The 1,610-nt window shown below is 46.5% G+C and carries 1 protein-coding gene; it reads left to right on the top strand.

From position 1 onward, the window contains the following. Positions 1-1,610 (top strand): SusC/RagA family TonB-linked outer membrane protein (locus tag VIP81_RS15780; RefSeq protein WP_331962637.1); only part of this gene is annotated, 1,610 nt, incomplete at both ends.

Below are 1,610 nucleotides of genomic sequence, written 5' to 3'. Positions count from 1 at the left end.
TGAACCTCATTAACCCTGAGGATATTGAGTCGATTCAGATATTGAAAGACGCTTCCGCCACGGCCATCTACGGCGCCAGAGGCGCTAACGGCGTGATCATCGTGACTACCAAAACCGGTAAAACAGGAGAAGATAAAATCAATGTGAACATCTACAACGGCTGGCAGCAGGTACCTAAATATATTGATATGATGGGTGCTTCCGACTATGCAAAACTGGCCAACGAAAGTTCACTTGACTATGGTGGCCCCGTATTGTATAACAATCCGGACTCTCTGGGCCGTGGTACCGACTGGCAGCGGGAAGTTTCCCGCGTAGCCGCCATGCAGAATATCACTTTGAGTGCCAGCGGCGGTAAAGACACTTATCACTACTTCTTATCTGCCAACTACCTTAACCAGGATGGTGTTATCATCAACTCCGGATTTAAGCGTTATCAGTTAAGGGTAAACCTGGACAAGTACGTAAAGAAGAATGTAAAAGTAGGTACCATTCTCAATATAGGTCGTTCAGAAATTAAGAACAACACCGTACAACTCGGCGGCCAGAACTATGGTCAGTCGGCCCTCTCCTACAATCCCGCTTCTCTGGTATATAATGCCGATGGCACTTTTGCCAGCAAGAAACCAAATGACCCGCAAACATATGATAACCCGGTAGCACAGGGTACTTTACCAGTGGACAACAACACCAGTAATAACATCATTGGTAACTTGTTTGTACAGTGGGACATTATTCCGGGACTTACTTTCAAATCTGTTTTCGGATCGGAAATGAATTTTGTAAAGAAAGATACCTACACACCGGGCAGTATGCCTACACGTGCATTGGACGGCAAAGGCGGAATGGCCAGTGGCGCCGCCCGCAATACACTGATGTGGCTGAGTGAAAACACGCTGACCTACGATAAGCAACTGGGAAAAGATCATCATATCAACATCCTTGCCGGTACCACGTATCAAACATCCAAGACCGATACGCTGAGCGCCGCTGCGGATAAATATGCTACCGACATCTTTCAATACAATAGCCTCGGCGCTACTGATCAAACCACTTTCCGCATAGGATCGCAGTATGATCAGTTTACCATCGTTTCCTTCCTGGGCAGGATTAACTATAGTTATAAGGAGAAATACCTGTTTACCCTGACAGGTCGTTCCGACGGCGCTTCCCGCTTCGCCGAAAATCATAAATACGCTTTCTTCCCCGCCGCAGCTTTTGCATGGCGCATGGAAGAAGAGCCTTTTATCAAAAACCTGAATGTATTTGATAACCTGAAACTTCGTGCCAGCTATGGTTACAACGGTAACCAGGCGATCCCTCCGTATTCCTCTCTGCCAGCACTGGGTTCAGTAAGCGGTTATATCATCGGTAAAAAACAGATCCTCGGATACACCCAAACACAACTGGCTAATCCCAACCTGAAATGGGAAACCACCCGGCAGTTTGATTTTGGTCTGGAAGCGGGATTTCTGAAAGGTAAGATCAGCGTGGAAGTAGACTATTATAACAAACGTACCAAAGACCTTCTGTTAAGTCAACAGCTGCCTACACAAACCGGTTTTAGCAGTAAGATGACCAACATCGGCATCGTTGAAAATAAGGGCATT

Source organism: Chitinophaga sp., from assembly GCF_036566945.1.
Taxonomy (GTDB): Bacteria; Bacteroidota; Bacteroidia; order Chitinophagales; family Chitinophagaceae; genus Chitinophaga.
Note: the sequence above shows the minus strand (reverse complement) of the source record. Positions and strands in the feature narration are given on the sequence as shown.